Annotated in this window: 20 protein-coding genes and 1 tRNA gene; 3 read left to right on the top strand and 18 right to left on the bottom strand. The window is 60.7% G+C overall.

Annotation, left to right across the window (positions count from 1 at the left end; all coding sequences use genetic code 11):
- Positions 1–19: 19 nt before the first annotated feature.
- From BACI348_RS09430 to BACI348_RS09400, 7 genes are all read right to left on the bottom strand, one after another.
- Positions 20–1,234, bottom strand: a complete 1,215-nt coding sequence (locus BACI348_RS09430; RefSeq protein ID WP_159825214.1) for a putative type IV secretion/conjugal transfer ATPase — start codon at positions 1,232–1,234, stop codon at positions 20–22.
- Between the two features lie 218 nt (positions 1,235–1,452).
- Positions 1,453–2,946 (bottom strand): SCO6880 family protein, encoded by a 1,494-nt coding sequence (locus BACI348_RS09425; protein WP_159825212.1) that lies wholly within the window; start codon positions 2,944–2,946, stop codon positions 1,453–1,455.
- Positions 2,939–4,234, bottom strand: a complete 1,296-nt coding sequence (locus BACI348_RS09420) for a type IV secretion system protein (RefSeq protein WP_159825210.1) — start codon at positions 4,232–4,234, stop codon at positions 2,939–2,941. The genes BACI348_RS09425 and BACI348_RS09420 overlap by 8 nt, the downstream gene beginning before the upstream one ends.
- Positions 4,235–4,312: 78 nt before the next feature.
- The gene (locus BACI348_RS09415; RefSeq protein ID WP_159825208.1) at positions 4,313–4,546 is read right to left on the bottom strand and encodes a hypothetical protein; all 234 of its coding nucleotides are present in this window, start codon (positions 4,544–4,546) and stop codon (positions 4,313–4,315) included.
- An 830-nt stretch (positions 4,547–5,376) separates the two neighbouring features.
- The gene (locus BACI348_RS20670; RefSeq protein WP_159825206.1) at positions 5,377–6,498 is read right to left on the bottom strand and encodes a C40 family peptidase; all 1,122 of its coding nucleotides are present in this window, start codon (positions 6,496–6,498) and stop codon (positions 5,377–5,379) included.
- On the bottom strand, positions 6,498–6,791 hold the full coding sequence (locus BACI348_RS09405; protein WP_159825204.1) for a hypothetical protein: 294 nt from the start codon (positions 6,789–6,791) through the stop codon (positions 6,498–6,500). Before BACI348_RS09405 ends, BACI348_RS20670 begins: the two co-directional genes overlap by 1 nt.
- Positions 6,792–7,656: 865 nt before the next feature.
- Complete coding sequence (locus BACI348_RS09400; protein ID WP_159825202.1) at positions 7,657–8,136, bottom strand: RNA polymerase sigma factor; 480 nt, start codon at positions 8,134–8,136, stop codon at positions 7,657–7,659.
- Positions 8,137–8,322: 186 nt separating this feature from the next.
- Here BACI348_RS09400 and BACI348_RS09395 point away from each other — a divergent pair, with 186 nt between their 5' ends.
- Positions 8,323–8,646 (top strand): ArsR/SmtB family transcription factor, encoded by a 324-nt coding sequence (locus BACI348_RS09395; RefSeq protein WP_157238423.1) that lies wholly within the window; start codon positions 8,323–8,325, stop codon positions 8,644–8,646.
- A gap of 31 nt (positions 8,647–8,677) precedes the next feature.
- Here the strand turns inward: BACI348_RS09395 and BACI348_RS09390 are convergent, their stop codons facing one another.
- On the bottom strand, positions 8,678–9,187 hold the full coding sequence (locus BACI348_RS09390) for a hypothetical protein (protein ID WP_236557504.1): 510 nt from the start codon (positions 9,185–9,187) through the stop codon (positions 8,678–8,680).
- Between the two features lie 181 nt (positions 9,188–9,368).
- On the opposite strand from BACI348_RS09390, the gene BACI348_RS21095 reads away from it, so the two are divergent.
- Positions 9,369–9,719, top strand: coding sequence for a helix-turn-helix domain-containing protein (locus BACI348_RS21095; protein WP_442858495.1), 351 nt, complete (start codon positions 9,369–9,371; stop codon positions 9,717–9,719).
- Here BACI348_RS21095 and BACI348_RS09380 read toward each other — a convergent pair.
- From BACI348_RS09380 to BACI348_RS09340, 9 genes are all read right to left on the bottom strand, one after another.
- Entirely contained in the window at positions 9,611–10,786 is a 1,176-nt protein-coding gene (locus BACI348_RS09380) for an alpha/beta hydrolase family protein (RefSeq protein ID WP_503487633.1), read from the bottom strand. The genes BACI348_RS21095 and BACI348_RS09380 overlap by 109 nt on opposite strands.
- Complete coding sequence (locus tag BACI348_RS09375; RefSeq protein ID WP_159825196.1) at positions 10,773–11,219, bottom strand: hypothetical protein; 447 nt, start codon at positions 11,217–11,219, stop codon at positions 10,773–10,775. Before BACI348_RS09375 ends, BACI348_RS09380 begins: the two co-directional genes overlap by 14 nt.
- Positions 11,220–12,240: 1,021 nt before the next feature.
- Positions 12,241–12,729, bottom strand: coding sequence for a hypothetical protein (locus tag BACI348_RS09370; protein WP_159825194.1), 489 nt, complete (start codon positions 12,727–12,729; stop codon positions 12,241–12,243).
- A gap of 317 nt (positions 12,730–13,046) precedes the next feature.
- Complete coding sequence (locus tag BACI348_RS09365) at positions 13,047–13,817, bottom strand: hypothetical protein (protein WP_159825192.1); 771 nt, start codon at positions 13,815–13,817, stop codon at positions 13,047–13,049.
- Between the two features lie 38 nt (positions 13,818–13,855).
- On the bottom strand, positions 13,856–14,515 hold the full coding sequence (locus BACI348_RS09360; protein ID WP_328700009.1) for a hypothetical protein: 660 nt from the start codon (positions 14,513–14,515) through the stop codon (positions 13,856–13,858).
- A 446-nt stretch (positions 14,516–14,961) separates the two neighbouring features.
- Positions 14,962–15,690 (bottom strand): HNH endonuclease family protein, encoded by a 729-nt coding sequence (locus BACI348_RS09355; protein ID WP_159825188.1) that lies wholly within the window; start codon positions 15,688–15,690, stop codon positions 14,962–14,964.
- Between the two features lie 177 nt (positions 15,691–15,867).
- Positions 15,868–16,140 (bottom strand): hypothetical protein, encoded by a 273-nt coding sequence (locus tag BACI348_RS09350; RefSeq protein ID WP_159825186.1) that lies wholly within the window; start codon positions 16,138–16,140, stop codon positions 15,868–15,870.
- A 131-nt stretch (positions 16,141–16,271) separates the two neighbouring features.
- Positions 16,272–17,402 carry a tyrosine-type recombinase/integrase gene (locus tag BACI348_RS09345; protein WP_159825184.1) on the bottom strand — a complete coding sequence of 377 codons (1,131 nt, stop codon included), beginning with the start codon at positions 17,400–17,402 and terminating at the stop codon, positions 16,272–16,274.
- 87 nt (positions 17,403–17,489) lie between these two features.
- Positions 17,490–17,571, bottom strand: a tRNA-Leu gene (locus tag BACI348_RS09340).
- A gap of 203 nt (positions 17,572–17,774) precedes the next feature.
- Between BACI348_RS09340 and BACI348_RS09335 the strand changes: the two genes are divergently transcribed.
- A complete protein-coding gene (locus tag BACI348_RS09335; RefSeq protein WP_120691251.1) occupies positions 17,775–18,380 on the top strand; it encodes an ANTAR domain-containing response regulator in 606 nt (201 codons plus the stop codon).
- A 134-nt stretch (positions 18,381–18,514) separates the two neighbouring features.
- On the opposite strand, the gene pyk is transcribed toward BACI348_RS09335, so the two are convergent.
- Positions 18,515–20,005, bottom strand: a complete 1,491-nt coding sequence (gene pyk / locus BACI348_RS09330) for a pyruvate kinase (RefSeq protein WP_159825182.1) — start codon at positions 20,003–20,005, stop codon at positions 18,515–18,517.
- Positions 20,006–20,033: the final 28 nt, after the last annotated feature.

Raw genomic sequence — 20,033 nt, 5'->3', positions numbered from 1 at the left:
CGCGAGCTCCCCGGCCTTCTCATAGCATCCTGTCGTCTGTGCCGAAGACGGCAAGCTCGTCAGTGGTCACCCTGTTGGCCACGATGAAGGAGCGGTTGCCTACTTTCCAGAGCCCGACCCCCTTCGGCAGGTTCTCCACATGCTCACACTCGGCTTCAGTCAGGCCGAGCGCTTCCTTAGTGAGGCGCATTGCGTCGTGCTTTTGCCGGTAGATGATCCTGGTGTCAGCCTCAGTCAGCAGGCCAAGGGCTTTCTGCCGGTGTCCGCTGGTGCTGTCGCCGATTTCGTTGAGGTCAGCTACCTTGTGCATGATCAGCAGGTTGGCGATTCCATATGTTCTGGCCAGCCGCCACTGCTCGCTCATCTTTGCCAACATGTACGGGTCGGCGAGCATCCGCCATCCCTCGTCGTACACGACAAGGCGCTTACCGCCGTCGGGATTTGTGATGGCGGCTTCCAGCCAGGTAGCGCCGCAGGCGGCAGCCAACGAAAGGGCCTGCTCGGATGCGCCGATCAAGGCGGAAGTGTCCATGACCATCATCGGGGCGTCCGCGTCGAAAGCTACCGTCGACGGGGCGTCGAACATGCCTTCGAGGTCGCCTGAAACTGTTCGCCGCAGGGAGTGGCTGACGGCGGTTCCACCCTCCGTGCCCACCAAGGCCACCATCTCCTTGGATGGCCTCAGCAGGTGGTCCAGGACCATCGGGAGCGTGGGGTTCGAGTTCTCCGCCATGGTTTCCATGAGGGCGATGTCCAAGGCCGTGTGCTCCACCGGGCGCAGTGGTAAGCCCTGGCGCATGAGGGAGACCAGCGCCACCAGAAGATAGCGACGCCGTTGCCTCACGACAGCTTGCCACTGCGCCTCCGTGAGGGCGACGGAACGCGGTCCTGCATCGAGCGGATTGACCCTTGCAGGACGGCCAGGACCTACCGAGATGACCTTTCCGCCAACAGCGTTGGCGACGGCGACCCACTCGCCTTTTGGATCGGATGCGACGGCGGCCTTCCGCCCTAGGGTGATCGAGCGCGTCACCAGCGACTTCCCGCACATAGACTTCCCGGTGCCAACTGTTCCGATCACGACGATGGAGGGTCCGCTAATAATTCCTTTCTCATAAAGGATCCAGGGATCGTAGGAGAAGGCTCCGGAGCCGAATACGTCGGTGCCGATGTAGGTGCCTTCGTGTCCCAGTCCCGACTCGGTGAGGAAGGGGTACGCGGCGGCGAAGGTCATGGTCGAGGCCCGGTGCGGCGCGGGGCGGAGGCGGTGTGGACCGCCCAACGAGTTTGGCTCGCTGCTCCCCCAATCACCTGCAACGTGAAGCCCTGGAAGTCTTAACTGGTCTTCCCCGGCCTGCGCGTTCGTCCACTGGCCTGCCAATGGCGCGGGCCGCCGTCGTGCTTTCCGCTTCTTGCCCGACGGGATGTACTCGACACGTTTTGTTGTCTGCTTCACCGCAGTCCCCTTCCAAGCGGGAGTCCCCCGGCGACGAATGCGGCCCATTGCTGTCCGTAGAGGAGCCGAAGTTCAACGAAGGCTCCTGCGGCGGCGGACTCAAGTTCCTGGCGGTGCCGCGCCAGATCTTCCAGCGACGTGGCCGTGATGGTGATGTACGCCGCGGGCCGCACGTCACCGTGGCCGGCGACAATCTCTTCCTCGCGCTGGCTGACTTCTTCCTCCTCGGCCTTTTGCTCGCGGGTAAGCGGCCGGTCAAAGCGCGCGTTGATCCGGCGGCGAGTCTCGTGTGCCTCCTGGGCGGAGCGGATGTCCCGCAGCGCTTCCGCGGTGGGCACTGCCCGTATCACTTCAGTGAAGGTGTGGCGGAACTCGCCGACGTAGATGAGCGAATGAAGGAAGCCAGGAAAAACCTTCTGCCGAGGCCACTCGGCAAGCCAAAAGGTCTGGTGGAACCCGGAGTCAGTCTGCAGGTACGTCCAGTGTTCCTCTACGCCCATGGGGCCTGGACCTTGAAGGCGTTCCTGATCCTGGTTTGTGGCGCGGTCCAATGGTGCGGGCGAGTTGGATGGCCTCGGCGGCGGAGGCGCACCGGGATTGAATGCGCTGCGCATGATGCCGAGCAGTTCAGGTTCCCCGATCCACTCCTCGACCTTGACGTTGTGCGTGCCCAGCGAGGTCTTCATCGCCTCGACTTCAAGCCGGAGAACGTGCTCAAGGCCAACCAGTCCCCCGCCGGACTCCCTGATGCGACGCCGAGCCTTGCTGGTATCCAGAACGAATGACACCAGGAGTTCATGGCTCATGGTCGAGCCGGCAGCACCTAGCAAGTCTTCATAGGCGCGTTGTCCCCACGTGGTGGTGTTGTCCGTCTCCGCCCCCGCGGCGTTGTCCCGGTAGTAGTCCCAGAGCGCCGACGATGGGTAGGGCACGGTGTAATCCTGGATGGCGATCCGGGACACGCCTGGCCGTTGAGCCAGGCCTGCTTGAACCCGTGACCATGCTTGCACAGCCCAGGCTTTGTCGTCGGCGTCCAGGAGGGCGAAGGATCTCGTGCTGCACCGCAGAACTGCGATCGCTTCCTTTCCGTAGCTGTCGACCAGGAAGCACGCTCCGCTGGCGGTTGATCGGAGCTCCAGATTGCCCAAATCGCCTGGCAAAGCGAGCCGACCGGTAAGCCGCGGGGATTCCGGCCTGGCGAGGAACTTTGTTTGCCCCGCAGCTGCCCGATAGAAGAACAAGACGATCTGCTTCGCCCATGCGGGGAAAGGGATCCGTGAATACTGGAGGAGCCCGAGGAGGATCAGCCCAAGCCACATGGGGCCCGAGGCGAACAGACCCGCCGGACCGCGACTGGCTGAGGCCACAATGGCGACGGTGACGCCGAGTGCCACGATCAGCAACTGGTACCACTTGAGCCCGAGGAAGAACCCACGGCGCTCGTATCTCGGGAACTTGACGGGTTCAAGGGCCCGCGAATTTTCAGACATTCGGTGTGCCTCCCTTTGGAGGGTCAATCCTTGGTGGTTGAGGTTTCGGAGGCTGGACCCGGGCGGACCCTCCGGGGCTGGCCGGCGGCTGCGCTCGCTGTTCGGCTACAGCCTGCGTGGGTTGCTTTGCAGATGCCGGTGCTGCCCTGCGTTGCTGAGGAGGGCTCATCGGTACGACGCCCTGTGGCTCTGCACCCTGGGCAGCCTCCGTGGACCCGGTGGAGGGCCTCGCGCCCAAGGCCCGTTGTTCTCCGCGGCGACCCATTGAAGATGCCCCTGTCCCTGCCGAGGAGGTCACGGCCTGCGTCGGGAAGACACTTCTGCTTGAGCTGATGGGGCGGGTCATGGTGGAGCGGCCAACCAGGTTCGCGAGTACCAGACGGCCGCCAACCTGACGACTGATCTGCCGGGCGGCCACGCTGCTGCTGCGAGACAGCACGTGACCGCCGCCCGCAGTTTGGGCTGCAGCGGCGAGCTCGCCCCCGGCGAAGCTCACCAGACGCATTGCCATGAGGGGTGCGCCGCAGGCTAGTGCCATTCCAACAGTGCCAGCCGCCAGACCCGCGAATGACTTCGATTCGGCGAAGAGTTTAACCGCGACGGCCAGAACCGTTGCGGCCAAAGGCTTCGCAATGACCAGGGCGATGACTACCTCGCACCAACGGCGAGCCCAGGACTTTGTCTTGTCCCACGGCAGCAGCATGAGGGCAACCGGAGCGACGGCGGCCAGCACCACGAGCGCAAAGGAGCGGAAGATCATCGAGCACATAAGGATGAAAGCAAGAATCCAGACGATAATGACCGCCATTACCGTCACCACCACCGCACCAACCGGGCCCCCGGTCGCCCCAGGCGCCAGCGAGACCAAGTTCCATTCCCGCCCACTTCCTTCCGGTGCGCGTTCGAAGCCGAACAACCTCATGAAAACCAGGTAGGGATCGGAGCCGATCGATTCGAGCAGAGCGGCCGCCGCGAGGTCGGTTGCTCGCGTCAGCTGCCGGACGAGAAAGACTGCTGCCCCAACCATCGGTATCGCAGCCGCTCCTCCGAGCAGGGCGCGCCCAATCCTTCGCGGCTGTTGGCTGATTAGCCCCGAAAGCACCTGGAGAATCATCACGACGACCAGCGGGGTCAGCATGACCACCATCCACCAGCTCGTGAGTCCTTCTATGGATCGCCACTGGGAGTCGTCAACATCCGACACCGTGAAGGCGCCGGTGATGAAGGCCCAGAGCCAGGCCGCCATATTTTGCAGGATGTTGGCGAAGAGCGAAGAGACTGCGCCCATGGCGTTGTCGTTCGCCTGTGAGACCAAACCGCAGCCCGGTGGCCACCAACCATTGAGATCGCACTCAACGGGCATGATCTAGAACCCGAGTGGGAACGCTGTCTGTGACCAGAGGATGTAGCCGTTGATGCCGCCGAGTATCGCGGCAACCGGGCCTGTCCAGAGAAGGATTACTCCGCCGCCGGAGGCAAGGCGGGAAGACTGGCTAAGCTTTCCGGCCAGCAGCATCGCGGCCCCGATGATGGCCACGATGGCAATGATGATGAATGCGCCGACGAGTATGCCGCCGCCAACCTGTTTGAGCGATTCCAAGAAGGGAAAGCTCGCGTTTGGGGTAATTCCAGGGTCTACCGCTGCAAAGTACATGGTTGGTCCGTCCGTCGTATTCCATGGAGTGAGCAGATGAGCTCACGGGTTCATGGAGATAGCGGACAGCAGCGACATGACTTCTTGGCCTAAACCAAGGCAGTTCGAGACCGCCCAAACGCGAATACGACGATACGAGAAAATTCACAGCAGTCTGTAAAGCGCCTTTTAACCCGACATAGTTACTGGTAAATCCGGATCAATCGGCAGGCGTATGGAGCGGGAGGGTCGGGCGAAAGCGCCGCCGCCCGCATTGACGAAGGCTCCTAAACGCTCAGATGTACCGTTTAACTGGAGGCCCAGAAAAGCCTTCAGGGCGAGTACTGCGCACCAAGTCCTCCAGTTGTTCCTATACCCACGCACTACTAGGACGTCGTGCCGCAAAAGTGTTCAGGCAGGTCTTTGATGAAGCCGTTATTTTGATAGGCCGAACCAGAGCAGCAGAAGGGCGACAATCATGCGAGACACATCCATACGTAGGAGTCTGAAATGCTGACCCTAGCTACAAGTGTTCACGAGGCCGCAGGACGGCCAGGCGGGTTTGACCCACTCGCCACTTGCCTGCGAGAAGACATGCTTGTGGACCCATAAATTTTCCAACATCCGTTTATGGGGAGTGGGAGCCACGTGATAACCCCGTGCGGAACCGCGAATATGTCGATGTCGAGCTGGCCACCGGTTCTGACACGCTATAGGCGGGGATTGCTTGCAGCGAAAACAGTCTGACGGGTCTGCGAATCGGTGCCGACGATCATCGGCTGCAGGGGCCCAGTTCTTCAGCGCCTAGTCAGGTCGAAGTAGGCCGCGCCAGAATTCCAGCTCACGGGATGCAGCAGCGTCCCTACCGCAGGGTTCAAAGCGCTCCACATCATTCCGTCGCCCGCGTAGATGCCGACATGGCCCCAGTTGTCCGGTCCCTGCGGATTTTGGACAACGAGATCTCCCGGTTGAGGATCCTCGGTTCGGACACCGACCCGCCACTGTTCTACTCTGGGCAGCTCGATTCCGGCCTGCCTGTAGATCCACTGCACAAAGCCAGAGCAATCCCAGGCTTTGAAAGCAGTGCCTCCCCACACATATCTTCCGCCCAAACCTTCCTGCGTGAACCTCAAAATGTCCTGCCGCAGCTGGCTCAAGTTACGGGAAGATGCCCCAGGCCGCGGTCCGGAGGAGGAATCTGCACAGGAGGCTGGAGCAGTGCCACCCTCAAGCGCAGCAACGATTGCCGTGGCCGCCGGCTCCCAACGCGCATACAGTTCGGGAAAAGCAGACACCTGGACTGCTTGGGCCGCCAGACCTTTGTCCATTCCCTGCCAACCGGGAATGTCCAGGAGCCCTCGAGGACTGCCGCCGTTCGGTCCCGACGGACCGCCAAAGAAGGCACGCGCGTTGTATGAGGCGTCCATCAGCTGCTCAACCGTCCCCCAACCTGCCGCCGGACGTTGCTGGGCTGAACCGATCGAGTCGTGGTCACGTCCAACGCCGTCATTGGGGAACTGTAACGAAGCCGGCACGCTGGGGTTCGCGAGCATGCGCAGGCTGGACTCCTGCAGCGCCATCATGATGGCGATGATCTGCCCGGAGCGTGGTATTCCAAGCTGCTTACCGACCGCGATGTATGTCCGTGCAACGCTCTCCTGCCGAGGCGTCAGCTCGTAGAGCAAGCGCCCAGCGTTCCGAACTTCCAAGCCGGCACCGGTGACGTTAGGGGCAGCGGCCACCTCGGTTCCCCCTGGTGTACAGGCAACTGTGGATTGGCGCGCCATACCAGTTACCTCCGCCACGCTTCCAGCAAATGCCATGGCGCCAACAAGCAGAGCGGGGAAAGCGACCGCCGATACGACCTTCAACAATGCACGGCGCCGCATGAGGTTTGCGACGGCCACCAGTGCAGCCACTAGTAGACGATTCTCTCTGCGGTTGCGTAAAAGGCAACCATGGCGCAGTGCCCAGATGGAGCGGTGGTGGCAGGAGGACAGTTGACCATCACCGTGACGGGTGCCGCATAGGCGATTCTGCCGTTACTAGACTCGTCCACAACTTGCACGATCACCGTGCATACGTGAAGGCCCTCCCACGGGGCCGGATACTCCTGGACTTTGGCCAACTCTAGATCGCAGCGCAGGGACTCGGCGATGCTGCTTCGACGAGCGGACTGGTCTGCCAGGGCGGTGAAGGTCCCGGCTGTCACGCCTGTCCCTTCAAGCTCTCGAACCAGCACAGATAAGGGATTCGATCCATCAGGCAGCAACTCCCACCACGAGCGCACCTTGGCATATACATCCGAGTACGACGACGAGCGGCTGTCCCAGCTATAGATTCCCTTGGCTGCCGCTACAGCGAGCGCCCGGTAATCGAGCGTACGTGGCAAACCATCCTGCATTGTCTCTGGCGTAACCGGCTCGCCAGGAACGCCGAACGTACTGCCCGGTGCAGTGGCAGTGCCTGATGGCTTCACTGTCGAAGGCGCGGTTGCGGAAGTGGTCGGCGGGACCGGTCCGCTGGGGCTACCGGCAGGCCAAAATAGAAAGACTGCACTAATCATGAGCAGGGCGATCAGCCCTGCCGCCAACCATTCCCGGCGGCCAACTCTACGGAACCAATTCATAGCCAACTCCGGTGAACGACAACCACGACCTACACAGCCGGCCTGTTCACTTCGTGCTGAAGCACGCGCCAAGCTGCTAGATACAGCTGCCGAGCAAATCCGATATTCACAGCGATGTACCTCTCGGTGACGCCGAGCTCGCGGGCAAGAGCAGCCATCTGAACGGACCTATCCAGTCCTCGCAGGCCCGGACGGACAATAGTTTCCGCGACGCTCCGCAGGACGTTTGTGGGAAGGCAGTTGGCAGCGCACTGACAGAGTTCGTCGACGCCTAATCCAGGTTCGGGATGGCAGTTCAATGCAGTGTTGATTGTTTTGGCCGTCTGCCGAACGACGGTTACGGCATGCCATCGACGCCGGTCCTTAGGAGACGGAGGGCCGTAGTGTCTCGGCCCTGTGAGGCTGGACACGGCAAGCCTCCAGGTTTCCTCACTGACGCTGCGCTGAATTAGGCCCAGCATGGCGTGTGCCCACGCCTATCGACATAGTTCTCGGCGTCGTTTCCTGCCGCCCCAGCCTGGACGACAGCAAGAAGCTCGGGCGAGCTCTCCGTCGTCGTGAAGTCAACAAGCAAGGGCAACGTTTGATGGCTAAGCTCGCGCCGGATATGGGCAGCGCAGATCTTATTGCAGACACCTTGGACCCACGCTTCAAAGGGGATGCCGGGCAGCTCCCGGTAGCGTCCCCGCGCAACCCCGTCCCAGACGGCGACCCGGATATCTTGCATGACGTCGTCCACGTCGCAGGCTCGCCCGATCCGTGCGAGCCGAGAAACGACGTAACGGTGCACGCCATCAACCGCGACCATAATTCGATCGATCTGGACGACGGGCTCTCCCGGCGGAGGTGCGCTTCGCAATGAGACGTCAACGTCAGCGACCGTCTCTGATCCCTTTGTAGATTGATACGCCCTGGCTTCAATTTCCATGGCTTCACCGCTTTGAGTGTTCAGATCGAGTAGTTCGCAGAGTCGCGCAAACGGCCACCCCAGTTAGTGGATGCGGAGATCCAACAACGACCAGAAGAAGCTACAGGAATTATTGTCGAAGATAATTAAAGTATCGTCAAGAGTGCGGTTCTTACTTTTTGCACCGCCTTCGGGAAGAATGACCTTATGCCGAGAATTACGCAGCCCCACGACGCCGCTTGGTCGGCCGACGTCGAGGCTGCCGTCGCAACCTTCGGCAACCGCGCTCGAAACGAGATTCTTCGATTCCTCACGGCCACTGGGCCGGCGACGCGCGGGGATATCGTCGCTGCTGTCAGCGCGGGCGATCCCAGCGTTGCCAAGCATCTAGCGGCGCTCGAAGAGGCAGGTGTAGTGATGGTCGACGTCGAGCCTGGGCGTAGGCACGGACGGTCACCGCGGTATTCGGCGAACCCTGTCCGGATCAAGGAACTGCTCGACGCTCACCTTAAGTACTTGCTAGAGAAGTAGCCGCGGTGTGTTGGAAAGATGAGCCCGTCGTTTAGTCTGCGCGCTCGGGCGCGTCATCCGCGTCCAACTGCGGACTGGCCTCGGCCCTCTCCCCTTCTGGCCGGCGGCTGATGTCCTTGTTCAGGTACTCCGTGATCGCCCGAAGTGTCTCTGGAGACACGTCACCAAGAGTCCGAGCCGCGAAGGTCTTCACTCTCGCAGCGCGGAGAGACTTCACAAACTCAAGCTGAGAATCAATACGCGCGGGCAGATCTGCGGCGCCGCTGCCCAGCAGATAGGCCGGGTCCACATTGAATATGTCGCACAAGGCGCCTAGTAGCGCCGGGTCGCTCACCAGCCTGCCTGTGCCGTCCTTCATGTAGAACCAGCGGGCTCTGGAAAGCTTAATGCCCTTCTCCGCCAGCTTTTGCTGGACTTCGCGGAACGTAACGGGTTGTCCTCGCTCTGCAACGACGACGTCGAGCAGCAGGTTTAGGCGGCGTGCAAGTTCGGCTTGGGGAGAGAGTTCCGCGCCTTTCAGACCTTCTTCGTCTCCAGACACGATTCACCTCCCAGGCCAGACCTGGCTATCGTCGGCGGGTCACTAATTGTTGCCCAGTATTGCCTTGGCCAACTCCACTTGCAAGAAGCGGGGCTTCTTCCTTCCATCCGTATGTGGATGAGCGTATCGTTTTGCTGTAGACCCGTCTACAGCGGGCCGCACAAGATTCCCTCGTCACCTGATGGTGGTCTCCATGGCGAACATCTTGATGAACCGGACGCGAAGCCGCCTCATTCGCTATTTGATGACCCATGGCCCGGCGACCTACCATGAGGTTACTGCAGCCCTCACCATTTCTGCTTCCTCTGTCCGCAAACACCTCAGTCTTCTATGCGAGGCAGGCGTTGTCATCCTCGATTCGGGAACGTATAAAGCGCGGCCGGATTTGGTGGAAAGGGAACTTGCGGACCTTGCTGCCACGTTTCAGTCAGCGGGCAGCGACTTCAGGAAGCGCGTAACGGACGACTCCCACCTCTCGGTATCGGCGTTCCACTCGAGTGAATGCCCCGGAACATCGAAGCGAACCAACTGAACGAGGTCTGGTCGTAGCTCGGCGAATCGCGCAGAGACTGCCATCGGTGTCGATTTATCGTCGATCCCATGCAATATGAGGGTCGGCGTCTTGAGGTCACCAGCGCGGGTAACCCAGTCCAGCGCGGAGAGGTCAATGGATTGCTTGAGGCCCGTGACCCAGCGGCCGGCATTCGAACCCAACATCATCAGCCCGGCCCTGACTATAACTTCCGGCAACCCAGTGGCGCTCCCGTTAGACGTCAGAGTCTCAGTCCAATCCAGGACGGGAGCCACGAGCACCAGGCCGATGATCCGATGAGAATGGGCTGAGAGGCTTGCTGCACGCAGAGCCATGGAACCGCCGAGAGACCATCCGAACAATACGAGCCGTTCAGCGCCGTGGTCCACGGCGTACCTAATGGCCGCTTCGATGTCTAACCACTCATTCTGGCCCAACGAGTACCGAGAATCGTTCGACGGCGGCGCTTCGCCATCGTTCCGGAATGACACGACCAGCGATGTGATGCCGAGTCTGCTCGGAACAGGAACACCGCGAAGGGCGCCGGCGCGTTTCCCACCCATCCCATGCGCGTGGATGGCCCATGTCGAAGATCCCGGACCGTCGGCCGTGGGCGCGAATCTCCATGCGGGTGCCATACCGCCGTCGACCTGAATTTCCACGTTCTCAAAAGGCAGGCCCAGTTGCTCGGGTTTGGAGTAGGCGTACCCGCTCCAGATGCCGGCGGTAGCAGCGTGTAGGTCACCGGAGTCGACTCGCTCCACGAGCCGAGTCAATGTTCCCTTATGCATCTCTTCGTCTACGACAGGACCGATGCAGGCGTGGCCTTTGCCGTTGCCGAACCACAAGCTGTATCGGCCTGGGGCTCTCGTTAATGGGGTCGCTGGCAGTTCAACCCTCAGGGATCCATCGTCGCCGGACAAGACTTGCCTGATGGAAAGATCCTCCCGACGTGTGGTGCTCGGCACCACCACCCTGCGCGCAAAGTAGGCAGCGCCAAGGAACGTCACTGCTGCTACACCTACGACTCCTAAGGCTAAACGGCCCAGCACGCTAGGAGCTTTCATCTTCGCCATCCCCGGCATGCTTGTCGATTACATCCCGAAGTCGGGCGAGCGTCTCAGGGGACAAGTCCTGGAGTTGCCTGGCCGCAAAGTTCCTAACCCGAGCCTCACGCATGGACTTCAAGAGGCGCAGCTGGGCTTTCACCAGTTCGGGTAACTCTGTTGAGTCATCCAGGAGGTAGCGGCGATCCACCCCGAAGAATGCCGCGAGGTTCTGCAGCAGTTCCTGGTCCATAGCCAGGGAGCTGTCACCGTTTCGCATGTAGGCCCATCTTGACCGCGACAACGGCGTGCCATGCTGAGCCATTGCTTCGCTGACTTCCTTGTAGGACAAGGGACCTGTTCCTCGAGACTCATACAAATCCAGCAAGAGATTGATCTTGCGAGCGAGCCTGGCCTGGGGCGACTCCGAGGGTTCTACGGCATCATCTGCCACTTGAGTTCTTCCCCCTCCCCCATCGCGCAATGCCCAATCGACTACCCTGCGTGTCCCTATGGGAGGCGAGATAATGCTCTGTTCGAGTCAATGTTCGAAAATCAGCTTCATCCAGCAACTTAGCAGCAGCGGGATCCATCAGGAGAGCATCCTCGATTTCGACGAGCATCCGATGGAGCCTCCGCGTCTCTGGGTCTCCCCGCTCGATGACACCAGTGGGCGTCGCCAGGCGTCCATCCTTGCGGGTAACTGTAGCTTTCTCCCAAGTGGATGTGAGGTCCAGGAGCAAGCCTGATTGAGTCCTCTGTTGCGTTCGCTGAACGATCCGGCGCGCTACTGGTGGCAGGGCCAGTCCAGCACACAGGAACAACATCGCCCCGACAAAACTGGTGTCGTATATAGCCGCCAACTGCTGCATGGTCGACTGGTCTCCGAGAAGATGGGCAAGGTCCACTCCCAAGACTGAGAACACTACGACGAGAGCCAGGAGGCAGCCTAGGCCAATGAGGGTGAAGGCGACACGGAAGTAGGAAGCGGCCATCCGCCGTCGGAATCTGAAGCACGTATCCGGTGACGCCGACGACCACCCCGATGTAAACAAACTGGATCGCGGAATAGAGGGCGGCAGCTGGCTGGTCACCGTAATCCGACATGAATTTGGTTGAGGACGCCGGTGCTTCAATGCCGAGGAATGCAAGGACCAGCCCCACGGTGACCAGGCCCAAAATCAGGAGGCCGCGACGGTCTCTGCGCAGAGGTGCATCGGTGAGCTCTGCGGCCCGGAGGATCGCCTGGGAAAGGAAGTAGATTCCCACGACCATCAGAATGTTTGCGAGAAGATCCAGGAGGTTGTGGCTGCCGAGGGCTTGATCACCCGCGAGATAGATTGGATCGACATTCAAGGTTAGGGCGGTTGCAATCGCAACGGCGGCAACGAGGATGCTGTGATCTTTCCTCGTTCGCAGGCCGGGCAACAAGCACAGAACGAGGCCCCAGATGACCGCAGCCGTGACTGCCTGGATCACCCGAAAACCTGTTCAAATGACCTTGGCTCCAAGGTGCTGTCGCGGATAGCGCCGGCAAGTAGATCCGCGAGAGTCTCAGCTGCGGCCTCCAGATCGTCGACGAAGCTGCTCCGCGCCAAAGCTCGTGACACCATCTCCCCGTCAAGATTTGGGAAGAGGCTGCCTGCATAGTCGGAGGAAATCCCCAACTCATCGTGGCGCAGGATCATATGCCCAAGTTCATGAAGGATGAACTGCTGCCTATGGAGTGCTGAGTCCGTGACGGCGTGCAGAATGATTTCCCGAGTATCCGTCGACAACCAGAGACCGCAGACGGACGTGCCGTTGAGGATCGTCGTGGCTTCGATCTCGATTCGACGCCGACGTCGGGCGGCCACGATGGCGATCAGCCTCTCCAGCGTCAGGTGGTTCGGTAGCCGCAGTGATGCGAATGCCTCGGCCGCAACCTGAACTGGCCCCTGTTCTTGCGATTTTTGCTGGTCCATACCGCCCCCTCCTTGCAGCGGACAGCAAGTTGTGACTGCCATTGACGGCGGCCACGGGAGTGCACCAGGCGCCCCAATTTCAATTGAACGCCTCCCCTCTGGACATGTCCAGAGGGGAGGCGTTCTGATGCTCGATTCAAATCCAGCAGGGCTGTCCTAAGAGTTGGCTGGACAGATACCGTCAACCCCAGCGCCTGGGCGCGTCCCCGTGGACATCAGTGCCGCGAAGGTTTGATAGGGCAAGCTTCAGCCGGATGCCCTATTCATGAACCACTTAGCTGACCCCTAAAGCGTAGGTGCGAGGCCGCGAGCCTCGGTCACAAAGCCAGCGCTTCTACGAGTTGATCTGCGGCAGTGCTGTCCTCAAGGTTTATTGTTTGGGCGATTTCTTCCAGTGGGTGCAGCAGCGCATCGATTTTGTCTTCGCTTTCCCTGCCTGTCCATTCGGTTATAGCTATGAATTTCGTTCTAGGATCTCGCAGCTGGACGGCATCTCGCCTGCCTTTGAAGCTGAATACGGGGGTGTCTCTAAGCGGAACTTTCTCAATGATGCCGCCCTGGCCTTGCTGAACGCCGAAGTCAAACCTGATGCGATGGACCGGGCCGCCGGGTGTCCAAAGTCCCTCCATCTCCACGTTCTCCTGCGGCGTGATATTGGCAGCACGGAAGAGCTTCCTTACCCGGCTGTCGAAGTCATCACCCGGCTTTGGAGCAGGATCGGCGACAAGTTCTCCGAAAAGACGAGCTGTGAAAGCTTGCCAATTCGTCTCTGTCTCAAGCTGCACCCCGCCCGTCGATATGGCGAAGTTATGCGGTCGTCGCTGTTGGAGAGTCAGCGCGTCCTCCCACGTGTCTGATTCCGCCGAACGCCGGTAGTACTTCACCCATGATTCGAAGTAATCGCGCTCCAGCTTAAAGCTCTTCAACTTATGACCGTCGAAGCCTCCGTCCGGACGTTCACCGACGAACTGAAGGTGCCATCCCGCCGGAGAGTTAACAGCTATACCGACATTCCGGGGCTCATGGCGCCGCAGATCATGGGTGTACTGAATGAGGAACCATTCTGCGTGCAGGGGAAACACCTCCAACGTTCGTTAGTAAGCTACAGCGTAATCGAACACACGTTCTAATGGAGCGGCTCAGTGTATGCGCCACCCGGAAGCGGAAAAGATTCGGGATGAGCCCTTAGCTCCAAGCTGTGCTCCACTAGCTTCGCTATGTTTTTGGCGCGCCGCTCGAGGAAGTTTAAGTAATGAGCTTTGGCGTCCAGCGTCAGCAACGCTCGAGTGTGGCAGATGTCCAGCGCGTGAGCAGCAATGGCCGCGCCTTGCCGTGAAATAAGCTTCGTCCAAGCCGAGCAATCTTCAGGTTTAAAAGCTATGGCCTTGCGGCCCGGATAGAGGAAACCCTCATCCGCAAGTTCGTTGAGTTCCGCCGGGTCACTCCGATGCTCGCCGAGGAATGCCCCCTCGTGGTCAATGGGCCACAGACCGATGTTGGGGTGCCAGACGAGATTCTCAGAGACCCTATCAGGGTTGTATATCCAGACGTCGAACACTGCTACGCCAGCCATTATGTGGGGTTCTTTCGAGTAGACCTCGCTGAGATCGGGGGGACCATAGAACTTCCCCGTCCGCCCTGCTACGGCGGATGTCCATGCCTCGCGACCGTTCATCACGTCGGACACTTCGCCAAAAGGGACGGGTATACCAAGGGAGTTGGCGAGTCGAGCCGCCAGGAATTCATGCAGGATCAAAGCATGCCCAGCCTTTCGCGGCGCTTTCACAAACACCTGAGCACGGCCCTGCCATAAGTCCTTTGAGCCATGGTCCGAAGTGACCAGATCGAGAACCTTTAGCCCAGGTTTAGCCGCCTTTTTCCCCAACTCATCCCCCTATGCATTGGTCCGAACAATATCATTTAGCTCCCCCTGTTAGCTTGGGAGCCCATCTGCCGCCGGTTCTACGGCTGCCGCGGCCTGAGCGACCCGGGGTTGGCAGCCCGTCTACTACCATCCGTTTACACGCGGACGGGCGGAGGGAACCTTTGATGTTGTCCGACGACACGGTCGAATATCTCGTGATTGTTGGTCGCCTGTGCGCTCATCCTGAGCCCCTATTTGACGGCCGGCGCACCGTTTCATGTCTGTCTTCGGCCCAAGTAAAACAGCCCAACGCTGCCCTCCGCATATGAAAGCAAAGACGCCTGGCCGACTCGCCACCGCCGATGGATTTAGTTGCAGATTTCGAGAATGCCGACAATCGCGTCATGTTCGGCTTTGGTGACCCATAGGCTGTACTTGGCCTTGACCTCAGTTTGGCGGGCCACGTACTCGCATCGAAAAGCTTTGTTCGGCGGAAGCCAAGTAGCTGCATCCTTGTCACCCTTGGCACTATTGGTGGGGCCATCGGTAGCCATGAGGTTCAAGGGGTCGTTGGCGAGTTCCTTGCGCTGGTCGTCGCTGAGTTGCTGTCCGCCCTTCTGCCAGGCGTCGCTGAGCGCGACGATGTGGTCGATCTGGACGTCGGAGCTCGTGTCCTGGCCGCGCGTGAAGGTAATCGTAGTGCCGGTGTACTTATCGGCCAGGGTTCCTGTCATGACCACACAGTTGTTGGTGCCGGGCTTGAACGTCTCATCGGTCACGTCTCGGGCGAGAATGTCATTGCGGGTGTCGCAGCCGTTTCGGTCAACGTCAGCCCATGCCGGTCCAAACTCGTCGCGCGTGTATCCGGTCTTTGGTGCGCGACCCTTCACAGGAATGCTTTCCAATTGGACGAGGGCATCGGCAGCGTCACCCACCAACGCCGGGTCGAGCGGGGCAGGCCCAGCGGCAGCGCTACCTTGAGCAGACTCACTGGCCTCAAGAGCGTTAGCTGCAGCGTCGCAACCTACTAATGACCCCGCCAGCGTCAATGCGGTGACAGCGGTCAGGATTCTGGCCGGAGAACAGGTGGTCTTCATGGTCCTTCGGGATTTCGACGGTCGTTCAACGCTAGCTTCTACCAATGCCTGCCGAGCGTAACCGTGTCCGTGGTGCCTGCCACATTTCGTTTCCTCTGGCCCACGTCGTCCGCTTAGTGTGGCCGCCTCGCCGAAGCGATTGTTTATACCCAGTTGCGACGCGTATTGGTGCCCCGCTCAATTCGCGGTGGCGAGTCTAACTTTGGAGCGGGTACCGATGAGCCGTTCCTTCGTCGCGTGCCCACTCGCGGAGAGCGACGAAGCAGTCTTGGCGGGGAGGACCTCACTCAACTTTGCGATTTCCAGAATGTGTTCGGAAGTGAAAATGATCTTCCCCTTTCCCCAGCATGCGTGCGGAAATCGTCCACTGGTGGCGCCGTCACGGAGCCATGACTCTGTGCAGCGCATCAGTGCGGCGGCTTCAGCAGGTTCAAAGAACTCGATCTCCACGGGATCTCCAATATGGAAGGGGTGCTTTCCCCTTCCATGGACGTATGGAGACCAATCGACATGACGTAAGCGCGAGTCTGGGAATCAACCGGGACAGAGGTCCGAAGCGCCCGGTGCTTGCACTACCGCCGTCATTGAAGAAAGGCCGTAATGGAACGCTCAGTCGCGTCAGCACCAGCCTGAAGCGCCTCCGGCATCAAGTGCCCGTACACCTGCTCAGTAGTCCTGGTAGAGGCGTGGCCGAGCCTGCGCGAGATGGTGAACAAGGGCACGCCGTCCTGGATCAGCCAGGATGCGTGCGTGTGGCGGAGGTCGTGAATCCGGGGATTCTTCGTCAGCCCAATGGCCTGGGCGGTGTGAACGGCAGGCACCCAGTAGTGGTGCCAGTAGAGCTTGTGGATGATGCGCTCACCCTTGGGCGTCGTAAAGACAAGTTCCTTCCCGGGCCTGCTCGCCACCAACGGGATCAGCAATTCCACAAGCGCAGGGTTCAACCCTATGGTTCGCTTGCCGGCCCCTGTCTTCGTCGCCCCAATGTAGAACTGATTCTGGCCGTCCCGTTTCCAGGCCTTGTTGATCCGGGCGGTGGGCGGCTTGGAGAGCAGGTCGACGTCGGCCACGGTAAGGGCGGTGGCCTCCCCAAAGCGGGTACCGGTCATGACCAGGAAGTTGGTGAAGGCCTTGTACCGCTCCCCCATCCCCTCCATGATGAGGCTGAACTCTGCATGGGTGAGGAACATGGCCTCATCCTCGGCCTTTTCAATACCCGGAAGCTGCACGCCACGGCAGGGGTTCCGCGTGATGTAGCCGAGCATCTCCGCCGTATTCATCGCTGCCGAAATCAGGCCATGCACGTTGTGGATGGTCTTCGGCGCCTTGCCCTTGGCCATCATCGACTTCACCCAGTGCGCGATCAGGCGGTAGTCCAGCTTGTCCACCGGCACGTGGCCGACGATGTTCCGGATATGCAGGTCCAGCATGGTCTGGTATGTCTTGGTGGTTCCGCTCGACGGCCGGATCAGCAGGTCGATGTGCTCCTGAATGACTTCAGCAACGGTGGGTGCGCGCTTCTCGTTGGAGAGTATGGCATGCTGCGCGATTTCGAAGGACTGGCCGTTGGCGTCCAGAAGCCTCTTGAGGGTCTCAGCTTCGACGATCGTGGCAACTGTCAGGCCCTGCTGCTCGCGGCTCTTCGGGTCCCGCCACAAGACCATGCAGGACGACGAGCCGTCCTTTTTAGTGCGTTTCCGAATGCTTGCCACACAAAAAACGGTACGCCGCTGTCAACACTTTGGGCGGTTTTGTCAACACCCAAAGAGGAAACAGGCCTCTGACCTGCGGAAACATTGTGCCCGAGGTGGGACTCGAACCCACACACCTTTCGATACCGCATTTTGAGTGCGGCGCGTCTGCCAATTCCGCCACTCGGGCGCGGAATACATGGAGCAAATCAGTACGCCCACAGCTGATTGTGAGCAACGCGATCGCTTCACGTACGCGGAATTACTCTACATGCAGATAGGCTGAATTCCAGAATCGCGCCGCCGTCGCCGCACTAGACCATGCAGATCAAGTACCGGACCGGGCGCACCTAAGATAGTGATGTCCCCGCCGTACCTTTCCAAGGAGATCCCGTGACTGAACAGACGGAGTCAAAACCATCGTCCCAGCCGGCGCGCCGCGTCGTTGTGGCCGAAGATGAAACCCTCATCCGCCTCGACATCATCGAAATCCTGCGCGGCGAAGGCTATGACGTCATCGGCGAAGCAGACAACGGCGAGAAGGCCGTCCAGCTGGCGGAAGAGCTGAAACCGGACCTCGTCCTGATGGACGTCAAGATGCCCGTGATGGACGGCATTTCCGCGGCCGAAAAGATTGTGAAGGCCCGCATCGCCCCCGTGGTGCTGCTGACCGCCTTCAGCCAGAAGGAACTCGTGGAGCGTGCCCGCGACGCCGGCGCCATGGCCTATGTGGTGAAGCCCTTCACCCCCGCCGACCTCATCCCGGCCCTGGAGATCGCCCTCTCCCGCCATGAGGAAATCAAGGCACTCGAAAGCGAAGTCTCCGACCTCCAGGAGCAGTTCGCCACCCGCAAGCTCGTGGAGCGTGCCAAGAGCCTGCTCACCACCAAGATGGGCCTCACTGAGCCGGAAGCGTTCCGCTGGATCCAGAAGACCTCCATGGACCGCCGCCTCAGCATGCGCGAAGTCGCCGAGACCATCATCAACCAGGTCAACTAACGCCGGCAGCCCGGCAGGTAACGCCCGACGGCGGCCTGCCGGGCTCCTGCCGCCCGGCACCACCGGGAACATACAAGAGCACAACGAAAAGGACCCCCGCCAACCGGCAGGGGTCCTTTTCGTTGTCAGAAAGCCTAGGCCTTCTTCTTCTTTTCCGGCCAGGGGCCGAGCTTTTCCTTATTGCTGGTGACCTCACCGGCGCGCGTGGAGTCGGCGAGGTCGCCCACCTTGTGCACCTTCAAGGAGTTGGTCGAACCGGCCTTTCCGGGAGGGGAACCGGCGGCGATGACCACCAGGTCGCCGTCTTCGACGAGTCCCATGTCCGAGAGGCTGCGGTCCACCTGCGCCGTCATGGCGTCAGTGTGGTCCACCATCTGCACCAGCACCGGCTGGATGCCCCAGGTCAGCGCCAGCTGGTTCCAAACCTGCTCCACCGGAGTGAAAGCGAAGACCGGCTTGATCGGGCGCAGGCGCGACAGGCGGCGGGCGGAGTCGCCGGACTGGGTGAAAGCACAGATGTACTTCGCGTCCAACTGGTCGGCGATTTCGACGGCGGCACGGGTGATGGCGCCGCCGCGGGTCTTGGGCTTGGTGCCCAGCGGAGGGACGCGCTCCAGGCCGTGGACCTCTGTGGATTCGATGATCCGGGCCATGGTCTTGACGGTCTCGATCGGGTACTTGCCCACGCTGGTCTCACCGGACAGCATCACCGCGTCAGCACCATCAAGAACAGCGTTGGCGCAGTCGGACGCCTCGGCGCGGGTGGGGCGCGGGTTATCGATCATGGATTCCAGGACCTGCGTGGCCACGATGACCGGCTTGGCCCAGCGGCGCGCCAGCTCGATGGCGCGCTTCTGGACGATCGGCACTTCCTCCAAAGGAAGCTCCACACCAAGGTCGCCACGGGCCACCATAATGGCATCGAACGCGTCGATGATCTCGGGCAGCTGCTCCACGGCCTGCGGCTTTTCGATCTTGGCGATGACCGGAGCGCGCCGGCCTTCCTCGTCCATGATCTCGTGCACGCGGGTGATGTCCGAAGCGTCCCGGACGAAGGACAGTGCCACCAGGTCCACGCCGCGGCGCAGTGCCCAGCGGAGGTCGTCCTCATCCTTTTCGCTCAGTGCGGGCACGTTGACGGCCACACCGGGCAGGTTGATGCCCTTGTTGTTGGACACCATGCCGCCCACCGTTACCTCGGCGACAACCTTGACGTCGTCAACCGCAACGGCACGCAGCGCCACCTTGCCGTCGTCGATCAGCAGCGCATCCCCAACATTGACGTCCTCGGTGAGGCTCTTCAGCGTGGTGGAGGCGATGTCCTTGGTGCCGGGAACGTCCTCGGTGGTGATGGTGAAGGTGTCACCGACGGCGAGGGCGTGAGGGCCGTCAACGAACCGGCCCAGGCGGATCTTCGGACCCTGCAGGTCGGCCATGATGGCCACAGGCTTGCCGAGGTCGGCGGCGGCCTTCCGCACGTTCTCGTAGGTGTTGTCATGCACGGAGTAATCGCCGTGGCTCATGTTCATGCGGGCGACGTCAACACCGGCCTCCAGCACCGCGAGGGTGTTTTCGTAGCTGGCAATTGCCGGGCCGAACGTAGCCACAATTTTTGCGCGTCTCATATACCTACCCTATTGGTCTCTTGCATTG

The sequence above is a fragment of the Arthrobacter sp. 9AX genome, assembly GCF_902506095.1.
GTDB lineage: Bacteria > Actinomycetota > Actinomycetes > Actinomycetales > Micrococcaceae > Arthrobacter.
This window is presented reverse-complemented; position numbering and strand designations above follow the sequence as displayed.